The organism is Peribacillus glennii (assembly GCF_003429105.1).
Classification (GTDB): domain Bacteria; phylum Bacillota; class Bacilli; order Bacillales; family DSM-1321; genus Peribacillus; species Peribacillus glennii.
Window position 1 is genome coordinate 174,394 of the sequence record NZ_QVTD01000001.1, and the last position, 23,307, is coordinate 197,700.

Annotated in this window: 21 protein-coding genes and 1 riboswitch; of the genes, 8 read left to right on the top strand and 13 right to left on the bottom strand. The window is 39.3% G+C overall.

Annotation, left to right across the window (positions count from 1 at the left end):
- Window positions 1-36: 36 nt before the first annotated feature.
- From D0466_RS00820 to D0466_RS00825, 3 genes are all read right to left on the bottom strand, one after another.
- Window positions 37-855 carry a histidinol-phosphatase gene (locus tag D0466_RS00820; protein WP_117320661.1) on the bottom strand — a complete coding sequence of 273 codons (819 nt, stop codon included), beginning with the start codon at window positions 853-855 and terminating at the stop codon, window positions 37-39.
- Between the two features lie 183 nt (window positions 856-1,038).
- Window positions 1,039-1,212, bottom strand: a complete 174-nt coding sequence (locus D0466_RS22000; RefSeq protein ID WP_158555767.1) for a hypothetical protein — start codon at window positions 1,210-1,212, stop codon at window positions 1,039-1,041.
- Window positions 1,213-1,318: 106 nt separating this feature from the next.
- The gene (locus D0466_RS00825; protein WP_117320735.1) at window positions 1,319-2,560 is read right to left on the bottom strand and encodes an MFS transporter; all 1,242 of its coding nucleotides are present in this window, start codon (window positions 2,558-2,560) and stop codon (window positions 1,319-1,321) included.
- Between the two features lie 740 nt (window positions 2,561-3,300).
- Here D0466_RS00825 and D0466_RS00830 point away from each other — a divergent pair.
- Window positions 3,301-4,929, top strand: coding sequence for a right-handed parallel beta-helix repeat-containing protein (locus tag D0466_RS00830; RefSeq protein ID WP_117320662.1), 1,629 nt, complete (start codon window positions 3,301-3,303; stop codon window positions 4,927-4,929).
- 527 nt (window positions 4,930-5,456) lie between these two features.
- Here D0466_RS00830 and D0466_RS23240 read toward each other — a convergent pair.
- On the bottom strand, window positions 5,457-5,582 hold the full coding sequence (locus D0466_RS23240; RefSeq protein ID WP_267897360.1) for a hypothetical protein: 126 nt from the start codon (window positions 5,580-5,582) through the stop codon (window positions 5,457-5,459).
- Between the two features lie 59 nt (window positions 5,583-5,641).
- Complete coding sequence (locus D0466_RS00835) at window positions 5,642-6,118, bottom strand: hypothetical protein (RefSeq protein WP_117320663.1); 477 nt, start codon at window positions 6,116-6,118, stop codon at window positions 5,642-5,644.
- Window positions 6,119-6,466: 348 nt separating this feature from the next.
- On the opposite strand from D0466_RS00835, the gene D0466_RS00840 reads away from it, so the two are divergent.
- The gene (locus tag D0466_RS00840) at window positions 6,467-7,024 is read left to right on the top strand and encodes a DUF3231 family protein (RefSeq protein WP_407675592.1); all 558 of its coding nucleotides are present in this window, start codon (window positions 6,467-6,469) and stop codon (window positions 7,022-7,024) included.
- 125 nt (window positions 7,025-7,149) lie between these two features.
- On the opposite strand, the gene D0466_RS00845 is transcribed toward D0466_RS00840, so the two are convergent.
- From D0466_RS00845 to D0466_RS00860, 4 genes are read right to left on the bottom strand one after another with little or no spacing between them, the layout of a single operon-like run.
- Window positions 7,150-7,353: a CLC_0170 family protein gene (locus D0466_RS00845; RefSeq protein WP_117320664.1), complete on the bottom strand. Its 204-nt coding sequence runs from the start codon at window positions 7,351-7,353 to the stop codon at window positions 7,150-7,152.
- 35 nt (window positions 7,354-7,388) lie between these two features.
- Window positions 7,389-8,618: a Ger(x)C family spore germination protein gene (locus D0466_RS00850; RefSeq protein ID WP_142919863.1), complete on the bottom strand. Its 1,230-nt coding sequence runs from the start codon at window positions 8,616-8,618 to the stop codon at window positions 7,389-7,391.
- On the bottom strand, window positions 8,599-9,708 hold the full coding sequence (locus D0466_RS00855) for a GerAB/ArcD/ProY family transporter (RefSeq protein ID WP_117320666.1): 1,110 nt from the start codon (window positions 9,706-9,708) through the stop codon (window positions 8,599-8,601). The genes D0466_RS00850 and D0466_RS00855 overlap by 20 nt, the downstream gene beginning before the upstream one ends.
- Window positions 9,709-9,726: 18 nt before the next feature.
- Window positions 9,727-11,292, bottom strand: coding sequence for a spore germination protein (locus tag D0466_RS00860; RefSeq protein WP_117320737.1), 1,566 nt, complete (start codon window positions 11,290-11,292; stop codon window positions 9,727-9,729).
- Between the two features lie 407 nt (window positions 11,293-11,699).
- Between D0466_RS00860 and D0466_RS00865 the strand changes: the two genes are divergently transcribed.
- From D0466_RS00865 to D0466_RS00875, 3 genes are all read left to right on the top strand, one after another.
- The gene (locus D0466_RS00865) at window positions 11,700-12,266 is read left to right on the top strand and encodes a CBO0543 family protein (RefSeq protein ID WP_233522484.1); all 567 of its coding nucleotides are present in this window, start codon (window positions 11,700-11,702) and stop codon (window positions 12,264-12,266) included.
- Between the two features lie 85 nt (window positions 12,267-12,351).
- Window positions 12,352-12,783 (top strand): CBO0543 family protein, encoded by a 432-nt coding sequence (locus tag D0466_RS23530; protein WP_407675590.1) that lies wholly within the window; start codon window positions 12,352-12,354, stop codon window positions 12,781-12,783.
- A 236-nt stretch (window positions 12,784-13,019) separates the two neighbouring features.
- A riboswitch (SAM riboswitch) is annotated at window positions 13,020-13,118 on the top strand.
- A gap of 100 nt (window positions 13,119-13,218) precedes the next feature.
- The gene (locus D0466_RS00875; RefSeq protein ID WP_117320668.1) at window positions 13,219-14,328 is read left to right on the top strand and encodes a 5-methyltetrahydropteroyltriglutamate--homocysteine S-methyltransferase; all 1,110 of its coding nucleotides are present in this window, start codon (window positions 13,219-13,221) and stop codon (window positions 14,326-14,328) included.
- A 310-nt stretch (window positions 14,329-14,638) separates the two neighbouring features.
- On the opposite strand, the gene D0466_RS00880 is transcribed toward D0466_RS00875, so the two are convergent.
- Window positions 14,639-14,887: a hypothetical protein gene (locus tag D0466_RS00880; protein ID WP_158555768.1), complete on the bottom strand. Its 249-nt coding sequence runs from the start codon at window positions 14,885-14,887 to the stop codon at window positions 14,639-14,641.
- A gap of 285 nt (window positions 14,888-15,172) precedes the next feature.
- Here D0466_RS00880 and D0466_RS00885 point away from each other — a divergent pair, with 285 nt between their 5' ends.
- Window positions 15,173-15,721, top strand: coding sequence for a YndM family protein (locus tag D0466_RS00885; protein WP_117320670.1), 549 nt, complete (start codon window positions 15,173-15,175; stop codon window positions 15,719-15,721).
- Window positions 15,722-16,385: 664 nt separating this feature from the next.
- Entirely contained in the window at window positions 16,386-17,996 is a 1,611-nt protein-coding gene (locus D0466_RS00890; RefSeq protein WP_117320671.1) for a S8 family peptidase, read from the top strand.
- A gap of 203 nt (window positions 17,997-18,199) precedes the next feature.
- Here D0466_RS00890 and D0466_RS00895 read toward each other — a convergent pair whose 3' ends face one another.
- Both D0466_RS00895 and D0466_RS00900 read right to left on the bottom strand, forming a co-directional pair.
- On the bottom strand, window positions 18,200-20,770 hold the full coding sequence (locus D0466_RS00895) for a DEAD/DEAH box helicase (RefSeq protein ID WP_117320739.1): 2,571 nt from the start codon (window positions 20,768-20,770) through the stop codon (window positions 18,200-18,202).
- Window positions 20,771-21,157: 387 nt separating this feature from the next.
- Window positions 21,158-21,748, bottom strand: coding sequence for a CBO0543 family protein (locus tag D0466_RS00900; RefSeq protein WP_199484477.1), 591 nt, complete (start codon window positions 21,746-21,748; stop codon window positions 21,158-21,160).
- A 614-nt stretch (window positions 21,749-22,362) separates the two neighbouring features.
- Between D0466_RS00900 and D0466_RS21835 the strand changes: the two genes are divergently transcribed.
- Window positions 22,363-22,611, top strand: a complete 249-nt coding sequence (locus tag D0466_RS21835; RefSeq protein WP_142919864.1) for a hypothetical protein — start codon at window positions 22,363-22,365, stop codon at window positions 22,609-22,611.
- 319 nt (window positions 22,612-22,930) lie between these two features.
- On the opposite strand, the gene D0466_RS00905 is transcribed toward D0466_RS21835, so the two are convergent.
- On the bottom strand, window positions 22,931-23,275 hold the full coding sequence (locus D0466_RS00905) for a DUF2512 family protein (protein WP_117320673.1): 345 nt from the start codon (window positions 23,273-23,275) through the stop codon (window positions 22,931-22,933).
- Between the last annotated feature and the right edge of the window lie 32 nt (window positions 23,276-23,307).

Sequence of the window (23,307 nt, forward strand, 5' to 3'; positions counted from 1 at the left end):
ACAGCGGATTTACAAATACCATGGACTATTTCTTTTTTAAAGAGGGCAAAAAAACATGTTCTTTTCTTTAAAATATGCCCACTCTTTGTATCCGATCTCTTTTAGGAGCAGCCTAACCTTTTCGAAATCATCACCTACCCGGTCTGGGTCATGGGCATCTGAACCAAATGTGACATGCACTCCGTAAAACAATGCCTTTTCAAGGATATCATCGGCAGGGTACCAGCCGCCGGATTGTTTCGTTTTTCCGGACGTGTTGACTTCAATTGTAACCTCAAACTCTGCAATGATTTTTAAAGTATGCTCTACCGCTTCCGTTTCAATAGAGGAAAAAGCAGGGTAAAAGCCCTTCATTGCATCGATATGGCCGAGAATCTGATACATCCCGCTGCGGGCGGATTCTTCTATGAGTTTATAATATGTTTCTTTCGTTTTTTGTTTTTCCTTATTTGAAAGGCCCTCCCATCGGCCCTTTTTAAATATGCTGATACCATCGACATGATGTACGGAGCCTATGATGTAATCAAACGGATAACGGTCAAAATAGCGGCGGTAAATACCGACATGTTGCGGAAAAAAATCAGACTCAATTCCAAGGAGCACTTCGATTTTCCCTTTATACTCTTCTTTGAGCTGTAAAACCTCTGACACGTATTCTGCAAACTGGCTTTTACCCATGGCGATGTGAGGATACGGCTGGTCTTCTTCACTTGAAAAATATGGGGTATGATCAGCAATCCCAATCATATCCAGGCCATTGTCTATCGCCTTTTCAATATAATCCCGAATATTCCCCCTGGCATGCCCGCAGCGCTGATGATGGGTATGGAAATCAAATCTTAAGTTTGGATTCATTTGCATTCCGCCTTTTTCAAGATTTCTAATCCTTTACTAACATATTCCCTATAAAATGAATTATCCAGAAACTATGCGAAATGCAACAGGATTCCTCCCTGAAATGTCCCCAAAAAAACTGAATGGATGCTGGCACCAATTCAGTTTTTGCAATTTTGGTTTTGTTTTAATTTTCATATTTCACTAATTGGTTATATTCTTTCTTAATATCAGAGCCAGCGATTCATTGAACATCTCGCCCCACTGTTCATTCTCGGCCTGAAAAACAACGTTTCCGTTTGGGTCCATCATCCCATAGCCTCTATTGGCAATATCACCATTTCTCCCTCTCATTGCATCGATTATGTTTAAATCCAAAACGCCATACAGTTAGTTTTCATACAAGAAAAGCTCCCAATCAGCAAACAGATTTCATCTGTTCATCTGATTGAGAGCTTTAATAATTTATATCGCGGCCGTTATTCTACATTTCTTCTCTTACTTCCTGCACCTTTCCTTTTCTTATTAAAGGCACCATCGCAAGGATTCCGATCACCATGAGAAGGGCAGAAGCCTCATATATAGCCACAAGTGAAAAACTTTCCTTCAGCCAACCGGCCAAGCTCATTGTAATGACCATCGCGCCCATAAAGAGCGGATTTAAAATACCATTCACCCTCCCAATGAAGGCCTGATCGGTATTCTGCAGGATCATCGTATTGATCCCGATATGAATACAAGGCATGAATAATCCTGAGAAAAATTGGGCAGTAAGCGTGAGCCAGAACTCGGTTGAGAGGCCCATTACTAGTAAACCTGCGGAACTTGCTGCAAAACCGAGAGCGAGCAGCACCTGCGGCAGTGCCTTTTTCGCCAATGCCATGGTAAGCCCCCCACCGAGAATCATGCCGATTCCAAACGCAGCCATCAGCCATTGAAGCTGCTCTTTGGGCAATCCAAGCCTCTCTGTTATGATAAATACTCCAAGCGGCTGTGTGAGACCGATGCCGAGGCCTGCCGTTGCAAAGCAACCGCCGAGAAGGGATAATGTTCTGCTATTCCATACATATCGGAAACCATCCTTCATTTCCTGCAATAAAGTAGTTTCCAGTTTATCTTGGGCAGCCTCCCAGTCTGGTGGAAGCAGCAGCAACACTGCTGCAGAACATAAGAATGCGATCCCCATAATTCCAATCGCCGTATTGATTCCAAATTGCTGAAAAACAAAGGTTCCAATGACCGGCCCCAAAATCATGAAAAGTGCGAACATCATTTGATACATGGACATCCCAAGCTGTATCAATTCTTCAGAAACATGAAGTTTGAACAGCTTCATGCCGGACGGCTGTGAGAACTGAGAGAGAATCGAAGAAACAAGTGTCGCAAAGAAAATGACCTCCCAGCTTCCAAATATAAGCGTCAATAATACAATAAAAATGGATACAGCACTAAAAAGGTCACACCAGATCATCGTCCGCTTTGGACGCCAACGGTCCGCAAATGTTCCCCCGATAAAAGAGAACAAGAAAATCGGTCCAAATTCGGCGACTGATATTAACGATACAGCTACCGGGTTCCCATTGGTCTGTTCTATTACGTACAGCAATATGGAATAGTTCCTCACCCATATGCCAATCTGCAGGAAAAACACAGATAGCATAATGGTGCGAATGACGCGGTTCCGGAACAGCGCTCCCATTGATACCTTTTCTGTTGATTTACTCATCTCGGTCATAAAAATGCCTCCTTATCCACTTTCTGGACAGGAGGCTTGATAATCACAAAAAGACAGGGCATATCTGAGGTACCCTCAATTTTTTTGGTTACCAAAAGGCCGCATTCATCCTATCCAGAAAAAATCGTACTTATACGAATGTTTTTCTTAGAAACAGGATTAAAAAATCATCACCCTTTGGTCACCCTTTCGCTGAATGATGCGTTCATACTAACCCATTATACCCTGACATTTCATAATTATTCCAGATATTAGTAATTTATCAACACTTAAACCCGCTTATTTTGGGACGATATTGATAATAGAATAGTTACAAATCTCGGCAGTTATGGAAGTAAAATGAATAGAATGTATCTCAACGTCTTTTTCATCTTGAATACTTTGTAACTACAATAGCTTTTAAAATGCTAAAAAACGGTTTTTATTCAAAAAATCATCTGGAAATGAATTCAAGAATTCTTCCATATTTTATCTCTTTTATAAAATTATTCTGGTAAGATAAATATATGCTTATTCTTAGTCTCATCCCAAAAAGCGTATTTGAACATTTTTAAAAACCTGTAGAAATATTTAAAACTAATGATATTTCTTACCTGCATAAAACAGAACACAGGCTAAATGCGCTATATCTGCATTTGAGTGACCCGGATCCTGCAACCTGACAACGCCTCTGTCTTTTGCCTTTACAAGACTCGTTAATTGGCGAGTTTCTAACAATAGGAGGAAATTAAATGTTCTTTAAAAAAAATAAATGGATACCAATTGTATCATTTTTTTTATTTTTTACATTGTTTGGTTCAAACGTAAAAGCGGATACAGCCAAAACGTTATTAGATAAAAAATATAACGAAATACATGTTGAAATAAATAATGAAAAAGATCATACGAAAAAAATTCAAGAAGCATTAAATCAAGCATTGAATTCTAACAGTCCTATAAAAGTAATGGTTCCAGAAGGGACATTCCATCTTGATAAACCTTTGTATATCTATAAAGATACATATTTAAGGCTATCTCCTAAAACAACTTTTATTAGAGAACATAAAACTTCGTTAATAAGAAATGGGAACAAGTCGAATAAATCAGGCGGATACGAAGGCAATTCCAATATAGTAATAGATGGCGGAACTTGGGTGTTAAATGAAGAAGATAGCTTCCATGATGGGAATGGGCTATCACTTGGACATGGGCAAAACATGTTAATACAAAACACAATCATCAAAAATGTTGCAAACAGCCATGCCATCGATCTTGCGGGCGTCAAAGATATAATAATTAAAGACAATAAATTTTTGGGATATAAGGATAGCACTGTTCAAGGTTACCGTTTTTTTTCCGAGGCTGTACAAGTCGATGTGCTGAAATCGGAAACTTCCTTTCCCAGTTTCGGCCCTTACGACAAAACGCAAACAGTGAACCTCAAGGTATATAATAATTATTTCGGGTCTTCTGACACAGAAGGATTCGGAGCTTGGCCCAGAGGTGTGGGAAGTCATACCTATGTGATACAAAGGCCATATGCTAACATTGAAATCGTCGGAAATATCTTTGATAACATGGCACTGACTGGAATAAGAGCGTATGGCTGGAACAATGTAGAGATAAAGTCCAATAAGTTTATAAAGAATAAAAAGGCAATCGTGATTGACACACCTGCTATCGGCAATAATACGGAAGATGTCAATGACATACAAACAAACAAATCGGAAGCCGCTGAAAAGTTCACCATTGAAAATAATGAATTTGATGCAACCATACTTGGTTCAATCAATGTAAAAGGGCAAAGTACAGGACTTATTTCGGACGTAAAAATTCTCAACAACAAATTCCTTAATAGTTCCCTGGAAAACTTTATAATAAAAAATAGCCATACAGAAAATATAGAAACGGACGTTAAGTATTATCAAATTATTAGTTTAGACTATGAGGATTACGCAAGGGCCGCAAAGGTTGCAAAAGAAATTCAACTGAAAGAAAACTTGGAAGCCAACGTTCAAGAACAAGATAAAAAAGATACCGTATACAAAATTAAAACAGCGGTCTTCAAGAACAAAAAAGAAGCCGGCATTGCGGAGAAAAAATTAGAAAAAATCGGAAATGTGAAAGCTACGATAAAAAAGAATTACAATAAAAGATACTATTTAGAAACGGCAGAAATAAAAGGCAAAGAGAAAACAACCACCCTATACAACAAAATAAAAAAGGAAACAAAATGGACATTGTACAGAGTGGATACAAAAAAACAAATTACTTACTATAAAATAATAGTAAAGCCTTTTACTAGTGTATCAGAAGCAAAAAAGAGATATGAAAACCTAAGGAAATATGGATTGACACTGGAAAAAGCAGAAATGGAATAACAAGTATCCACGAATCTTTCATGATTCGTGGATTTTTATTTTTTGCCATTTTATGCATGTGCCTAATTCACTTCAGTTAAGTACGATTCATCCAAAAAATGTTAATTACCCAAAATAACAAGCAGTGAGCAACAGTTTTTACCCATCAAGCTAAACCCTTACAGAAGGCATACATAACCTTAACGAAACCTTGAACAAAATCTATATATATAAACCTCATGACTATACAACGCTAACACCTCTTTTCATGTCATAAAAAGAGTACGCCTGTTTATTAAATTCCAATAGTATCTGGATTTTATTATTCCGCATGCATGAATACACAGCTTGTTCATGGCAGCAATGAAGAGAATCAGTGTCGTACGAATGTAGATTTAGGATACGAAGCAGCTGAAGTTTGAAACGGAAGTCCAAAAAAGTAATGGAGTTCTACATATAGATAGGACGGGTTGCGAATTGAATCAGTAAATGTAAGTCATTTGGGACTCCATGCAAAAATACCACAAAAGGCGGTTCGTTCAAATGGCTTACAGCATTTTATCCATTAGTTTTCTTACCAATGCAAAGAAAAAAACTCCCCCGAAGCAGATAAATATTCCAACGCCCGATCCAATCAAAAAGTTGAATACAAACCACGATGTATTGTGCTCCATAAAAGAGTTCCCTCCTTGTTAAAAACCTTAATTATAAAAGCGGCCTGTTTTAAACAGCCTTACGTACTATTTATAAACCTCTCTACTATTTTTTTGATCATCACTCCCAATGCCAACCCTATTGGCAGGGATAACATAGGCAGCCACATAGGACCCAATAAGACTCCAAACACTTTTAAACATGGGGAATAAATCAGGCCCAAGGTAACAAAATATGCTCCGAAAACAAAGGGCAGAAATGAATACCGGTCTTTCCCGCCACCAGCATCTTTATATGCATCCCAGATTGCAAACATATAAATACAAGGATAAAACATAAGCCATTGGTAGTTGGTTTGTTCTATCGATTCACGTATTTTTCGGTTAAAACTTAAAATAATGATTTGATTGAAATTGGCTTGGACATTGACTAAAATCTCTAATGCGATAAAAAGGAACCCTTTGAAGAGCTTTCCATTTAAGAGTTGGCCAAAGCCAGGTAACGCTATACTCCAAAAAACTTTCTCTGCAACTTCATGCCGATTTGCATGTTTCATAATAATGTCTATTTACCTGAACGAAGACTGCAGCAGGCCCAATTGATTATCCCTGAAACTTTGAATGTATGATTGCATAAAGAATTACCTCCATTGTTTTTAGCGCCACTCCAGAGTTGGCAAAACGGTAATTCTAGTTTAACCAAAATTCAAGCGAGATATTTTATTTTTTCAGTGCGGTCTTCACTTTAAGTCATTTGGGTATAAAACCTTACTGAAATGGCAACACTCCATTATTAGAAAACTCACCGATTGCAAGCATTTGTAACGGTAAGACAAAGACCAACCGGCTTCGGCCAGGGTAAAGAAAGTTTATGCAATTTTTTGCCCGCCAAAAAAAAATGGGAGATGGAAGCCTTGTCAAATATTTTTGAAGCCCTGATGCATACCCTTAAAACGGCTATGGACAATGAACCTCAATCAAGATTGCATACAGGAGAAGTGATGATCTGCTGGCTATACTACACCGCCATGACCGAAGCCCTTCATTACGAAGAAGATGCGCTTAACATGACAACAGACGATGAAGTGATAGAAATGTTAAAAGATGCGATCAAAACTTGCGGTTCACAAGCCAGTAGACTTGAACAATTTTTAACGAAAGAAGGGGTTCCCCTTCCTACAATGCCAGCCAGCAAGCCAAAAAGCGATCCTGAGGAGGTCCCTCTTGGTGTAAAGCTAACCGACAATGAAATAGCAAACGGCGTTTCAGTTAAGATCGCTTATATGAATGTACAATGTGCAACGGCACAATCACAATCGGTAAGAACAGATGTCGGATACATGTTCATGGAATTCCAGGCAGAGTTACTTATCTTTGGGGCTATTTTAAAACCGTTAATGAAGAAAAGAGGATGGCTGCGAGTCCCGCCATATTACTATCCTCCTGGTTCACCGGATAATTAAATTATCCGGTATTTTTCATTAAAAAATTGTGCCATTAACATACTCACGCATTTGATATATACTAATCCCCAAAATATAAGATGGATTTCATTTGACACTAAAGTCAACCCGTTATAACAAACTTCTTACCAAAAAAAGTTCTCATAAACCCAGTTGGCACCAAAAGTGACAATACCGAGAACAATATTGGACCATCCTGCAAAACGTGCCCATTTTAATTCTCTTTTCATTTTTGCCACCCTATATGTGCCCGTATCATAGCGTAATAGAAAAATTCCGCTTAAAATAAAAGTACCGACAAGGTAATTTATATAACCGATTTGAGCCAATGCCCATCCTTCCTTCCTAAGTACTAAACCAAGATTTACTTTGACTTCATGCCTACCAGTCTTATATTTGTTTTACAGTCCACCTGTACCGTCATATTTTTGTATTGTTCATGCCAATCCTCCAATTTCCTCACCTTGCTTTTCCAATATTCTGGATGCTTGGCACGGAAGTGGTCCCCAAAACCGTATATATCGGATTCGTCTTTTTGGGTTTTCTTGATTAGCTGTTTTACTTTTTTCTCAACTCCCTTGCTAAATTTGCCTTCGACAGAGTTAATAGCCTTTGGATTTAGAGGTTTTTTGGCGTTTTTATCTACTTCATTTTCTGAAATCATAGCCTCGTAATGGAGAATAATCCGAACATGGGGACGGCCATTCTTTAAAGAGGTTTTTATTTTAGCGTCTCTTTTCATCGCCCTGACAAGGAGAAATCCGTCTATTTCAGGTGAGTCCACAAAAGTTCCATAGCCTCCTCTTTCCTCCCCAATAATACCCATGAACAGTCCAATTTCCAAAGGGTTGGTTGTGCCGATCATCTTATTCCCCTTGAAATAGGCCAACCCTTTAATTTGCACGTTTTCTTTATTCTTTATATCTAAATAAGGTAAAAAGGCGTCCTGGGCATTGCTCGATAGGATTGACCAGAATTTACCAATAAAATCACTCGGAAATTTCCCAAGATCAATCGCATCGTCCAATACTGTCGAAAGATAGAGAGCTGGGACCCTTTCCAGCTTTGGTGCCATTTGCATAAATCTGTCCGCCTTGCCTTTACTTACAACCATCCATGCGGTTCTTCGTATTTCCGGGTTTCGCTTAAGATAATCCGTGAATCGGTTGACTCCTATACGGGCTATTTCTTCGCTTACGACTATCACGCGCAAATGGCCAAGAAAAATCTCGTCTGCCACTTCCTGCTGTAAATTCAGCATCGCCTCGTCAATTGTATGACCAGTTACACTGACTACCCAAACGGGCGATTGCTCTGAACCTCCGCCTCCGCCTGTTTCCGGTCCAAGCGGAATCCTTCCGGGCAATGCTATTTGGGCACTTAAGCGAATGACAGGCTGATCGGCGAGATCTGACATTTTCCCTTTATGTGCTATTTTTATTTCTTCTTTTTCGCCCACTGCTTTATCTATCGAAATCGCCAAAACAACTGCCCGTTCATCTATTTCATCACTGTCCCAACACCCTGTCAAAACGATGCATATCATTACGGAAGTAAAAAAAAGTAACAACTGTCTACATGTTGGTAGGAGCACTCCTCTTCCCCCTCTTGTTGCGTATTAAATCAATTGCAAGGAGTATACATGGATAACCGATCGTGACAATCAACCCAAATCTGCCAACAAATTCTATAACTTTGTACATCTGGAGCAAGTTTCCTGGAAGCATGGACAAAACAAAAATAATCGGCAGCAGGGAAAAAGAAAATATCTTATGATCCCTTAACCGAAACAGTCCACTCAATGCATGGCAGATAAAGGTATATCCCGAAAGCAGAGTAGTGAAAACCGCTGTGACCCAAACGGTTAAGAAAACAACATCCATTCTTTGGAGCAAATCGCCCGGCAAAGTAGTGGTTCTCGCCAATTCCAATGTCGGCCAGAGCAGTTTTTTCGTTTCTTCAGCCCCAAATACAGCCACACTTGCCACGACAAGCATTAATAAAATGCCGCCTGCAATCAATAGACCTGTCATTCCTGTCCTCATGGCCCGTTTTGGATTTAACATCAACGGGATGATAATTGTCAGAACAAATGACCATTGGCATAGCGATGCTATCGTTAAAGATCCCTTAAACATATCGCCGATGTCATTTCCGAGTAACGGCTGCAAATATAGGGCGTTGGCATTTTGCAGGGACAAAACTACTATAATGACTACTGGCGATATTATGACAGGGAGATAAAAAGTATGGATATAAGCGAAAGTATTTAAATCATTTCGTGACGTGATAGCGGCTAATAAGAGCATAACAAGAACTGTCACTTCTATTGGTGTTTCCCTCAAAATAGCTGTAGTAACGACGGCACCAAATTCCCTTGATCCTAATGCAGTTAATAGTGCAAAGAAGAGAATAACAAATATGTTACAAAACCTTCCAAGCCACTTTCCAAGAATTTCTTCACTATAACCAAAAATAGTCTTATTTGGGTGCCTCATTCCCAGCACGGTTATGATAAATAGCGCAAAAAGTGAGATGGCAATGCCTATTAATGTAACAATGGGTGCTGCAGTATTCCCAGCCCTGACAGCAAAAAGCGGGAGTGGAAGAACACCTACGCCAATAATTGAACTGATCACAATCGAAGCCGTTTGTATGTCTGTTATTTTTTTGGGAGTATCCATTGTGATATCCTCCTAATGTTAATTACTGTCGTCAAATGGGCCTGGAACACGTCTGCGATCCCTTAAATCTTGTGTTTTTGCTCCCACACGGTCTATGTCTTGTGGTTGTAAAAACCTCGGCCTGCTCTTCATCTTCCAAAGAGGACTTCGGACTACTACATCCTTCATCCCTTCCTTATCAGGGGGGGAAACAGGACTCATATATGGTACTCCAAATGATTTTAACGATAGCATATGATTAAAAATCAAAATGGCGCCGATAACCACACCATACAAACCAAATGTACCTGCCAATATCAAGATAGGAAATCTAAGCATCCTGAGTGCAAATGCAGCCGTATATACGGGAGTAGCAAACGACCCAATTGTCGCGATGGCGATAACGACGACGGTAACCGGGCTTGCAAACCCTGCTTCAACCGCAGCTTGTCCAATAATGAGAACACCGACTATCGATAGAGCCCCGCCTACTTGCTGGGGCAAACGAACAGTTGCTTCCCGCAAAATCTCCATGGCCACTTCTATTACCAGCACTTCTATTACAGCCGGAAAAGGCACCCCAGCCCGTCCTCCTGAAACAGCTACAGCAAATTCCGTCGGCAAAAGTTCCGGGTTGAAAGCAATAAAAGATACATACATGGAAGGAAAAATCAACGAAAACACAAGGGCCAGAATGCGGATCATCCTTATAAAGTTGCCCATCAAAAACCGATTTGTATAGTCTTCAGTGGTTTGATAAAACTGGTTAAAAACGGTGGGCAAAATAAGAGCAAATGGAGAGCCTTGGGTTAAAATGGCTACCCTTCCTTCGATTAGGTTGCCTACAGTTCTGTCAGGTCTCTCTGTAGTTTGAATCTGCGGAAAGGGAGAATAAGGATTATCCTCGATAAACTGTTCAATAATCCCCGAATCTAAAACAGAATCAAATTCAATCTTAGAAAGTCGATCTTCGACTTCCTTTATAAGTTCAGGATCGGTTACGCTCTTTATGTAACATACCGCTACTTTCGTTTTAGTAAATTTACCAATCTTCATCGTTTTAATCACAAGATCGGAAGTAGGCAGCCGATATCGCAAAAGACCTATGTTGGTGCCTAATTGTTCAATAAATCCTTCTCTTGGCCCAAGAACAACCAGCTCGGTACGTGGTTCGTCAATACTTCTTTCCTTCAATTTACGGGTACCTATTTTTAACCCGGAATTTACGCCATCAATCAACATAATAGTGTCACCCTGAAAGAGACCTTCGATCAAAACCTCCCAATCTGTAATGGTTTTAACCTTACTTTGATAAAGAACCTCCTTGATCATGACTTCAACCAAATTAGATATATCAGGCGGGTTTTTCTCAATATGTTCTGGGGGATACATTAATGGCTTAAGAATATCCGTATTAATTTCAGATGGATTGGCATGTTCGGAAAAATAACACAAGAAAGCAGAAAAATTTCCGAAGATCCGAAAATGACGAAAAACTATATCTTCATTTTGTCCAAGAAACTTTTCCAAATAAGTAACGGAATCTTGTAAGTCATCTCTTAGCGTTATTGTTTCTTTACCGTTTTGTGCCGCTTTTTGTTCCATGGGTTTTGTCTTCAGTTTTTTTCTGTTTTTCCTAAATAAAAACAAGCCTGCACCACCTTTCCATTAGATATGGAAATATAATGAATATCTAATGGAATAGCATACCTTCTTTTGACTAATTTATTCTGCCTTTCTCTGCCTTTTAAAAAGTTTGAAGGCAGCCAAAAGTCCTTATGTATCTAGGTTATTTAACTGGGCATATTAATCATAAAAAGGAAAATTTGTTTACCAGGATTACTTTGTTGACATTGATGTTTTTAATTTTTACCGCCTTCACTTCTTGTTGTTTTACCCATGTATTACAAGACCGTTTACAACCAAAAAAAGCTTGTATAAAAGTGGAAGATGTTAGCTGACTGGGATTTTTATAATGTACTGCTACTTTTCTAACAAAGGATGATTAACCGTTGAATACGATAAACGAAAATCATTTGGTGGAAATGAGAAAAATTGAGGATCAGTTGTTTTTTTATGACATGAATCATTGGCTCGAATACGAAATATTAACATGGCAATGGTGGATGCTGGCAGTTTTTTTGATTTTACCGTGGATAATATGGTTCTTGCTTGTTAAAAGGGATAATATCATTCAAGCATTATTATTTGGAATGTTCATTATTATCATTACGAAATTACTTGATGTGGTTGGTTTACAATATGGCGTGTGGGAGTATCCAATCCAGCTGTTTCCAGTTATTCCACGTGGATTGCCATTTGACATCTCCATGGTTCCCGTAGCCTATATGCTCTTGTATCAGTATTTCAACACATGGAAGACCTTTTTCATTGCTCAGGTACTTATGGCATTACTATATGCTTTTATTGGTGAACCCTTTAGCGAGTGGGCGCATGTTGTACAATATATGAAATGGCATTATATTTTGTCTTTCTTCTATTACATACTGGTTGGTGCCGGAACAAGGTTTTTGCTTCTCAAGCTTATTTCCATGCAGAAAATCAGCTCTATAAATTAGCACTTCATAAAAAAATCAATTGGAAAGCGAGAGAACACATGCTATTTTTGATTCCAGCTGTGATTGCTATGAATCTGATTGTGTTTTGCATGCCAGAAAAAATAACAAAAATCGAAATGTACACATCAGCCTTATTTGCAACTTTATTCGCTACACTTTAGACCTCTACATGGACACTAAATACCATTTCTATTGGTACTTTGATAAAGATATTGATTGGAGGTGGCTGATTGTACTCTTAGGCGGGAAGCCGTCTTTTACTCTGATCTATTTAAATTTCTTTCCTTTTTATTCAAAAACTCAAAAAAAAGTGTTATACATCCTTGTATGGTCAATAGTTGTTACGATAATGGAGATCGGTGCAGTTTATATAGGTAAAGTGCTCCATTATGATGAATGGAAATTATTGTATTCAGCAGCCTTATACCCGCTCTTGTTATATATCCTCTATCTCAATGGTTTATTTGTCAAAAAACTGCTAAAAGCAGCAACAGCAGAAACAGATAAACTTTCTTAAAACCAAGAACGGGTTAGGATGTTTTATTGAGAGGATTTCTCCTCCTATCCTTCACCTTCGATTGAAATTAACCAACGCCCTTAGGGGATTTTCATAACTGCAAAGCGATTATGCCGAAACGTAGGTATCGTACATAGCTGCAAAATATAAAAAATATTCTCCTTTTTTAAAATTTTCTAAATTCCTCCTTGACCGCGGATACTATTAAAGGTAGAGTTATAAAAAAGTGAATATGATTCTTATCCAGAGAGGTGGAGGGACTGGCCCTTTGATGCCTCAGCAGCAGACTTTATAGTACTGTGCTAAATCCAGAAGCTTAGAGCTGAAGATAAGAAGAGATATGGAACAAGCCGCCAACAACCTCTTCTGCTTCAAGAAGGGGTTTTATTTTTTGGCTCACACTTTAGAAAACGAAAAGGAAAGAAGGTATTTGTTATGGCTATTACTTTGACAAAGGCACCATTCAGGGCAGATCATGTAGGGAGTTTATTGAGGCCCAAACACTTGCTGGAAGCAAGAGAAAGCTTTAGGAACGGTGAGATTAGCGCCGAACAACTCAGAGAGATCGAACTGGCGGAAGTAAAAAGAATTGTCGATAAGCAAATTGAGATTGGCCTAAAAGCCGTAACGGATGGTGAATTCAGACGTCATTGGTGGCATACGGATTTCATGGAGAACCTGCTGGGCATGGAAGGTTACACCCCCGAGAAAGGGTACAAATTCAGCAAGATGGAGACTGAAAAGCATGATGTTCGTGCCATAGCGAAAGTAGCATTCAACCCCGTTCACCCCTTCATTCAACATGCAAAGGAGCTTGTTGAAATTGTTGGTGACAGGGCGGTTGCCAAAGTGACGATACCAAGCCCTAACCAGTTCTTCAATGCCGGCGTAATCAACCCAGAAATCTATTCTGATTGGGAAGAGTTTGCCAAGGATATCATTGAAGCATACAAACAAACAATTAAAGCCTTCTATGAGGTGGGAGTACGCTACCTGCAGCTGGATGATGTATATATTGCCGGCCTTTCCGCCCCTGATATCCCTTTTAGTGATGCTAAATACTCACGTGAATACTTAATTGATTTGGCTTTACGTGTTGTCAATGGTGTTCTGGAAGATAAGCCAGAAGATCTATTCGTAACTACCCATTTATGCAGAGGTAACTATAAGTCTGACTATGCCTTTTCCGGAAGCTATGAAATTATTGCGCCTACCTTGCTTAATAAGGAAAAAGTAAATGGATTTTTCCTTGAGTTCGATGATGAGCGTTCAGGAACGTTTGAACCTCTAAAATATATACCGAATGGACACAACGCACCACGAGTAGTCCTAGGGGTATTTACTTCCAAGTTTCCTGAGCTGGAAGACAAGGAATCCATCAAAAAAAGAATCAAAGAAGCTTCCCATTACGTGCCATTGGAACAGCTTTGCATCAGTCCTCAATGCGGATTCGCTTCAACGCACCATGGAAACAACCTTACAGAAGAAGAGCAATGGAACAAGTTGAAGTTAGTTGTCGATGTCGCAAAAGAAATTTGGGGGTAATTGTCCGGATTTAAATCTTTTACCTGAAAGACAAAAGGATACTTTGGCATCCTTTTGTCTTTTATATAACTTTTCTCAAATGCGCACTACCCATTTGCATTGTTTGCGGGAAAGTGAAAATAATAAAAGAAACTCAACGAAGATGGGCAGTGGATTTCCGAACTGGAAACCCCACTGCTTTTTTATGGGGAATTTTTTTCAGTGAGTGAAGAACCTATCATGTAAAGAAAAAGTGTGCGGGCAATTATTACCCGCGCCTTTCATATTATAAGCACCTAAATTCCGGCATTCCATATTGAAGTTTTTTCATTTAGTCATTTTGATGTTTCCTGACCGGAAGCTCCAAACCTTGTTCCTCTAATTGGGTTTCCATTTTATCCATGATAGCCTCGGCTTTCTTCTTCGTGGCGTGATCGAGGTTGGCAAACATGTTATGCCCTCCAACGTTATTTGGAAACGTTACTCCAATCTTTGCTAATTCAGCCTTTGCATCCTCCATGATCGCATCCTTTTTTTGTTGTGGCGCTATCCAGGCTCTGACCAGTTGAAGACCAATCAAGTGCTTCGCGTAGCGGAGAAAGCAGAAATGCCTGATCCTCCCAGAATCCCGATGGATAAAACTCCTGTTAACACAAATCCATTACCTTTTTACTTTTACTAAGGAACACTTTACCTGCCAATAGTGAAAAAACGATGAAAACCAGAATCGATTATAAAAAAATTGGCTTGACTGAAAACAATTTGCCATGTTTGTAACGGGGGCTCCCTTTTCATATCGTGATTTTATGCTAAGCATATTTAAACCGCAGTGCCACACAATATATCTGAAAGGAGCAGAAAAAACATGAGAAAACATACTATGGCAATACTGGTCAAGTTTATTTCACTTTTAGTTGTTCTGGGAGTCATTCTTTGGCTGAATTTCGATTATCGTTTAACCGATGTTGTCCTGATAACCCTGATTTTAACTGCAGTAGGTTATTTATTGGGTGATTTATTCATTCTTAGAAAAACGAATAACATCGCGGCAACAATCGCCGATTTCGGCCTCACCTTCGCAGTGGTTTGGATAATGAGCAGAATGTTAGGATACGATGATGATATCATAGCTGCTTCTACACTTTCGTCAGCCGCTGTGTCTGTTGTTGAATACCTCTATCATAAAATTGTACCTGGGGTTTCATCCAGAACTGAAAATAGGCAGGAATCCAATGGAGGACAGCAAAGGAACGAAACTCATAAAATATCCTGGAACCGTACTCCCGGCCATGAACGATTACAGACAGAAGCTGGGGAAGAATTGACACCGGTCCGCCCGGGTGCCCCGTCTCCCGAAATTCAAAGAGCTAACAAAAAATCGGTAAAATTGCATATACAAAACAGGGATAAATAAACTGCAGCAGCCATCAATGAATCATTGGTAATTCACAAGAAAATACACATTGATCTTCCAATTAAGCCGCTAGTTCCAAAGCGGAAAAGGCCAGGCTAACTTCGTCAAGTTGGCCTGGTTTTTTTCTGCCAGCGCCACGACCGTATAATTTCTCCATGAGTGCTTCTCGTTGATTAATCTCTCAAAAACAAAAACTTCATACACAAATAAGAAACGCCGGCCTTTCATAATAGCACTCCGTTTGGGATTATTTTCATAAGAAATTAAAGCAGGAGTTTTGTTATCTTTTTCCTTTTTGTTTGTGAAGCTTGAATCACGTTTAATTCATATTTCAATATGGCAATACGGGCATTTATTCGTAGAGATGACCAATAGAAACGGTTCATTAAAATTTCATGCTTTCAGAAATCACAGTGCTAAATAACTATACATAAAATTGTATTTGATTTTTTTTTGCAAGGCTTTTCTTAGCTCCGTCTCTTTCTATGTATTAAAAGAAGAGTTTACTAGGTAATCATGTTTATGTCATAAGCCCGTCAAATTGAGAATAAAGTTTCAAGGAATATTTTTACAAAAAATAGAAAGGTATAAGCTGAGTAATGTTGGATATTTTTTTACTCTTTCCTGAATTGACAGAACAACAAAAAAAGATAGGAGAGAAAGTATGAAGAAATTAACCAGGTTTGCTGCGGTGATTGCCGTTTCTGCCCTTGTGCTCTCTTCCATGCCACACAGTTCAAAGGCAGATGAACTTGAAAGAAGAAAAGCAAGCAGCATCAATGCAGCTGGGACGCCAAGCCTGCTATCAAAAATTGGTTTAAAAACAGTAAAAGATCGCCAAATTCTTCTCAAAGCCGTCAAAAATGTGGAGTCTGTGGCAAAACTTTTTGGCCTTCAGCTGGAACATACACCACAAATATTGAGTGATAACAACATATTCATTGTAAGGGTTCCCGAAGCAATTGATTATGATGCGATAATCGCCAAGCTGAAAAATTCAGCGCTTGTAAAATATGCAGAGCCCAACTATATAAAAGATCAGCATGGATTCGGCTATACCCATCCGAATGACTATTATTATCCAAACCAGTGGCATTTAACAAAAATCGGTATGCCGGCGGTTTGGAGGGACGTGGAGCCTAAAAATAAATCAATTAAAGTGGCCGTAGTCGATTCCGGAGTGGCAAAGAGCCATCCGGATTTAAACGGCCAGCTGTTGAATGGCTATGATACATACGCCGAAGATAATGACCCAGAGGACACCGTAGGCCATGGTACGGCCGTATCAGGCGTAATAGCTGCAAAGACGAATAATGGCATTGGTGTTGCCGGGATTAGTCCTTTCACTAAGATTATCCCCGTCCGGGCAGCAGACTCTCAAAATATTAGTCTGGCAGATTCGGTAGCCGGCATTTATTATGCGATAAGAAGAGGTGCCAATATTATTAATCTGAGTTATGGTTCCTATCAACCGAGTGAAATGGAATTTGATGCTGTCTATGAAGCTTTCAGAAAAAAAATTATCGTAGTAGCTGCTTCCGGAAATGATAAAGGGAAATTAACGTATCCGGCTGCCTATCCGACTGTCATCAGTGTAGGTTCAACTGGAACTAGCGATAAAGTCAGTGAATTCTCCGGTTATGGCGAGTTGCTTGATTTGGTAGCTCCAGGTGAAAATATCGGAACCACCCTCCGTTCCGGCGAATATGGTCCATTGACCGGTACCTCGTTTGCAGCACCGGTTGTTTCGGGACTTGCGGCCGTAATCTTATCGGTGGCGGCAAACTTAAACCCGCTTGAAGTCCAATATCTGCTGGAAAAAGGAGCAAAAAAGCTTAGCAAAAGCGACAACGGCTGGAATACAACAGCGGGATTTGGCCGGGTGGATGCAATAGGCACCTTCAAAACGCCATTGCCAAGTCTAAAAAACGATTCGGGAAATTCAAGGTCCAAGGCAAGAACCCTGTCATTGAATAAAAAATATACCGATAAACATGATTACTCCGGAGATACAGACTGGTACAAATTGACCGTGACGAAGAAGATGAAGGTCAGAGTAGATGTGTCAGCAGTCGAAAATATTGATAGCACGATATGGATTGATAAATATAAAAACGGCAAAGCAACCGGCGAAAAGCAGTTCAATCGATCGAAACGCAGCGGAAAAGAGACCTTTACCTATTCTTTGACACCAGGTAAATACTATTTTGAAATATATGACCGGAATTATCATTGGTCACCGAAGCCTTATTCACTGAAGATAACTAAGCAATAGATTGTAAGGAGATCTTGCTCCTTAATCACCAGAGGCGGTTCCCCAGAAAAAAGGAACCACCCTCTATGTGACAGATGTCGACTATGGTGGGAACAGAGAAAGAGCTTCATAAGATTATTGCTAAAATTCCGCGGTTAGTTGCGGTATCTTTATTTTTTGAAATTCTAATAATATTCAGCCTGATTACATTGCAGGTGCGATTTTTATCTCCATCGTCTCCGGGAACTCTGCCGGCTATGAAAGCAAGCATCACAAATTGGAAACCTTGAATCATCCGGCAGTTTTTTCCCACAGCGCTTGCATTTTTTCTGATAGTTGATCACTTCATCTTTGAGATGATCATGTACATTATCACTGATTTCTTCACGGACCCTTTCCCAATAAACCGCCTCGGTCCTTCTTCCCAAACGGTATAAAAATAACAGATGAAGGCCTATGGCTTTATATGAAAGCTCCAGCTCCTCCAGATTCCCCGATTTAATGATTGGTTCCGGAAGCTCGCTCCCCTCCGCAATAGCCTCTACAGTGTCAAGCCACTGGCGAATGAGCCCGGGTTCTTTTGCAGAGAACGGGAGATGGAGAAACCCATATAAATCCATTAAAGAAAAACGAGCTTCGATTTTTGTATCACGGACCAGTTCATAAAGCTCCCGTTCCTCTGATAAGGAAGCTTTTTTCGTCCCCTTTGGGGGCTCAAATTTCTCCCACAGTTCAAAGAAAGTCCCCAGGTTGCGGTAATATCTCTGAAAGCGTTCAAATACGGCAGATGTAGGTGCAATGGCAAAAGTCTGGACAGGATCATCTGGCTGTTCCAGCAGCCTGTTCATCATTTTAATGTTGGAAGAAAATGCAACTTTCCCTATATCATAAATCCCTTTACGGCCCGCACGCCCGGCGATTTGCTTTACTTCCTGGGATGTCAATATCCTCCTTCGCGTTCCGTCAAATTTCTCATTCTCAAGAAAAACGATACGGCGGATCGGCAGGTTCAACCCCATTCCAATCGCATCTGTCGCAACTATTACGGTAGTCTCGCCACGATTGAACATTTCGATTTGCCTTTTTCTGGTCTCTGGCGGCATACTTCCATAAATCATGCTGACGGTATGCCCGTTCCGTTGCAGCCTGGAGGCTGTTTCAAGAACCTGCCGCCGTGAAAAGCATACAAGGGCATCCCCTTGCTTTGTGTACTTCAGGCTGAATTCTCTTGATTCCACCTCCAGCGGGATTTCCCGGCTATATTCATGGAGTTCAATATCGGCCTCCCCTACCAGGTTAAAAAGCATCATTCTGATATTGCGGCTGCCGATAATATGCACTTCCTTTGCATTCGCCTTCGTGATCGCCCGATACCAGGAGAAACCACGGTCCTTATCGGCTATCATTTGGGCTTCATCAATGATGATCACCTCATAATAGTCTTTTTCATGGAACATTTCGATCGTACAGGCAATATGCGCAGCACCCTCAACATTTTTTTCTTCTTCACCTGTCTTTAAAGAGCAAGAAACCCCTTCCCTATTCAGCTTTTCATAAACTTCAAGGGCGAGTAGCCTGAGCGGGGCAAGATAAATGCCACTTTCAGCATTTTTCATTTTTTGCAATGCGTGATGTGTCTTTCCCGTATTTGTGTCACCAATATGGAACACATATTTGATTCCTTTACCTGGCGAAGAGGTATAGGCTTTGCCAAAAATATCGTCAATGATCCTTTCCTCTTCTGCCTTCCTTCTCTCTTGCTCAGCCAATGCTTCCGCTTTTCTCAGTTCCCTCTCCGCTTCATCCTTTTCAAAGATTTCCTTATGCACCCCTTCATCAAAAGGAAGTTCCGATAATTTCAGCAGATCGGAAAGGTATTCCTCTTGAAGCTCTTCAAAACAGGCTTCCGAGAAATCAGCCAATTCATCCCGAATCAATTCTTTAAGCAGTCCCGCACTCATTTCTTCCCCATAAGCGTTGGAATAATCTAGAACAAGATTGTCAGGCAAAAGTTCCATGAATATTGCAGGAACACTATCAGAAATAAATTCTAAAACAAGTGTTTCATATCGATGATAATAAGTTTCATATTCATAATGGTTTTTACCCCAATCAAACAGGGAGTGTATGTCTCCTGTCAGTTCCTCAAAGAAATCCGCCAACATCACGTATTCTGTCGGTTTAAATGAACCCTGCTCCTCCAACGGTTCTTCGAGCCTATAGAGATCTGTCTTTCGGAACTTTAGCTTAGTTTCAAGATCATTTTTCAGCACCTTCGAAATATGATGGCGGACACGTAAATATAAAGGAAGAGTATTCCCTTCCAAAAAGCCGTGGGCCGCCTCTTCAAGACTGTCCCTGACTTTCCAACGCTCAACAGCCAGTCGTTGCTCTTTCTGTCTTTTAAAAAAGCTGTCCCTTGCTTTTACATATCTGTCTTCCCAATCATGCTTATTTGCAGAGAAAAAGCCCTTTAGCCAAGGAAGAACCTCAAAAGGATGGTAGTTCCTTAATTCGTTCCTGAAAAGGCTGTTGATCAGCTTTTTATCTATCCCTTCGGTAACATATCCCTTTTCATCCAGGAATTCCTTTTTTTCTTTTCTTGGAACTGCATTTGAGGCTTTATTCAACCATACATTGATCCAAATCTGTTCGATATACGATATCCTGTCTGATATATATGTATCAAAAGCGGGGAGATTATCCTGATATTCCAAGTAGCGGTCAATATCCTGAAAAATCTTTTGTTTTGTATCCTCAATTGCAATTGGGTAAATAGCTTCCAATTTGCCCATGATGCACTCCTTCATTTTACAGTGTAAATAAATAGTTGCTTTTTCCTTTATTTCTTCTATAATCTCCAAAAAGTATTTTTAAATGAGCTGTTGACCTCCTCTGTTCCTGGAGGTTGATTATTTTTATTTTATTACATGCAGAGGGGTTGTACATCTAATAATTTTTTCGAAAATGGGAAAAGGAGAACGGCTCTTTCTGATTAATGCGAAAAGAGCCGTTGTTATAAAGATGCATCAACTGCAACAGAGTAGAACAGAAGTTGAGCAAATTATTCAAGCGAAGATCCATTGGTTTGTAGAACTTTAAACCCTTCATTGAGGCTGGTTTTCTTGATTAATAAAGAGAAATTCAAATTGTCTATATGAGCTAACGCAGCCATCAACTTTTTATTTATTCACTGTTATTCCTACATAAAATCCAGCTAAGAAAATAGTCGTAATCACAATAATATGGAATACAATCCATGCCCATCCACCATATCTAAATGAATCGGATTTGATGGGTTTTCTTAATTGATTCGGGACAATCTTACCTCCTATGAGTTCCAATAATATATAATTAATCCACCATAATGTGTAACTGTCCCATAAATCCCATTCTGGTTCAAACTTAAAAATAGTCGTATTTTTTAATATAACTTCACCTAAAACTCCTATATGCACAATAGCCCAATAAAAAGGAATTTTCCAAACCCATTTTTCAGGGCTATACCTTACTCCAAACAATGCTATAAAAGGAAACACGCTTGAAACTAATCCATATGGAATTAGTAAACTGTCGTGTAACACATTATTAGGGAATGTATAAAAACCAACCAAAGTAAACATATAACACAATAAATTTGCAGAAAAAAGACTGATTAAATAGAGAAAACCAAATCGTTTCCAGTCTAATTGAATGAAATAAAAGCAACCTCTGCCTGCTAAGATTATAATAAAAAGAATTATCCACGATTCAAGATTCATTGTCTCCACCATCAAGTTTCCTTAATTTTTCGCATTGTTTCATTAATTCACACTGCCGTTTAGATCAATAGCAAAAAAAGCCGCCCGCATAGTTCCTTGAATCTCAAGTAATCACCAGTTATTCAGAAAACTTGAAAGGCATTTGGAAGTTAGATAGAACAAGATTGTAAATAAGGTCAGAAGGCAATTGGAACAAGCTATTCCTCTTCGAGTGCTTTTTAAATAGTTTGCTCCAATTACTGCTATGTATGTTTGGAATTGTTGAATAAATAAATAAATTAGCTTGTCCAATAATAATTGTTGATATCATTCCCGGGAAAGCAAAAAATAGTATGGTTGGTAAAGCCTTCCCGATTGAAGGCTTTTTTGATTCACTTGAAGTTGTTTCCATAAACTAATACAATTATGGAGCTTAAAAAAAGGTACTTTACCTACTGATGAAGAGCTTAATCATCCATTTAGCTATTATGAACACTTAAGGATTCAGAAGATGACATAACAAAATCAGAAGGAATGAATAATCCGGCTTGAATTGTTCGGGTAATTGAAGCCTTTAAAGGAGAGCTTGATGTGATTCGCGTTGCCTTTTTGTTAAATGTTGCTATGCCAATATATATCGCTGATTTTTGGAAGATGGCAGTGTAGCCCGTACTCCCGATGGAAAGATTTTAGACCCTGAACTTCGAGAGGAAGTATTACAAACGACGTTCAAAGAGACAACCGTAATCTTGGCCATTAAACATTTTCAAGACGAAAAGGAATTATGGGATGAAAGGGAGCGATTAGCAAAAGAAAAACGTGTTTATGAAAGCCGCATCCAGCTTCTTTTTCTGGACACGAATCGTAAACCTGGATTTCCGCTAAAGAAGGATTGAATAAGTGATCTGTGTAAGTCCAGGACTTTGATCAATAAACAATTTCGATTTACAACCCTTGGTATGAATAAATCGTAGTTAGGCATTACACAATCCACAGAGACTGAAAACAATTAACTTCATGACAATAGGGACTGGAAATTTCCCAGTCCCTCATATGTTCTTCTTATTTAATCTTTACCAATTCAGTTTGTGTAGTAAAGTACTTTCCGTTTCGGTACTCTCAAAGCAAGATGATACCGACGACCTTGATACAATCACTTTTTTTGAGTTTACCCTTACATACCTATGAAAAAGGAACTCGCTATGATACCTTCACTTATGATGTTGCGCTATGATGGTCTGGTTTCTCGTCAAATACGTTGTTATCAAGATATTTATGAAAGAACCATTCCCCTATGCCGACAACAATAGCAGAGAGAAGTGCTGCAGTCATTATGTCGTTATCACCTGCAAAATTATCTTGTCCCATAAAATACACGATTGCAAAGGTTAAAATTGCATCGGATACGGTTGCAATTATACTTCTTTTTGTGTAATCTGAATCATCACCGATATTACGGAAAATAAACAAATCACCAAGAACATAAGCGAGAACAGTAAGCACTAAGCTGATCCACAGAGTATCACTAAATTCTCCATCAAAAACGCCAGTAAGAATGATACCTAATACCCTGCAATTTCATAAATTAATCC